The organism is Ancylomarina longa (genome assembly GCF_003996985.1).
In the GTDB taxonomy this organism is placed as follows: domain Bacteria; phylum Bacteroidota; class Bacteroidia; order Bacteroidales; family Marinifilaceae; genus Ancylomarina_A; species Ancylomarina_A longa.
Window position 1 is genome coordinate 1 of sequence record NZ_RJJX01000290.1, and the last position, 380, is coordinate 380.

At 44.1% G+C, this 380-nt stretch carries 1 protein-coding gene; it reads left to right on the forward strand.

The features are described from left to right. The coding region (locus DLK05_RS17225; protein ID WP_209319978.1) for a LysR substrate-binding domain-containing protein at nt 1-380 on the forward strand (380 nt) is incomplete at both ends.

Here is a 380-nt window from a genome sequence, read left to right on the forward strand (position 1 = left end):
TGAGCAAAACCAACCTAGTGTTGTGTGCAAGCCCAGATTACATTGCCAAACGAGGCATGCCGACTCACCCTACTCAGCTTGAGGGTCACGACTGTTTATACTTAGCTGAAAATGACAGTGACCATATCTGGGACTTCTTTAAAGAAGATGAATACCACTCAGTACCTGTCACTGGTCGCTACGCCGWTAACCACTCGCAAATGCGAWWGAATGGCGTTAAAAATGGCTTAGGGATTGGTATTTTCCATGACTTTGTTATCGCTGATGCCATTGAACAAAACCAAGTAGTACCAGTATTAGAAGMTTGGACGATTAAAAGTAATTACCACGGCGCAATTGCGATGCAATACCCTCAAACTAAGTACATGCCTGCAAGACTG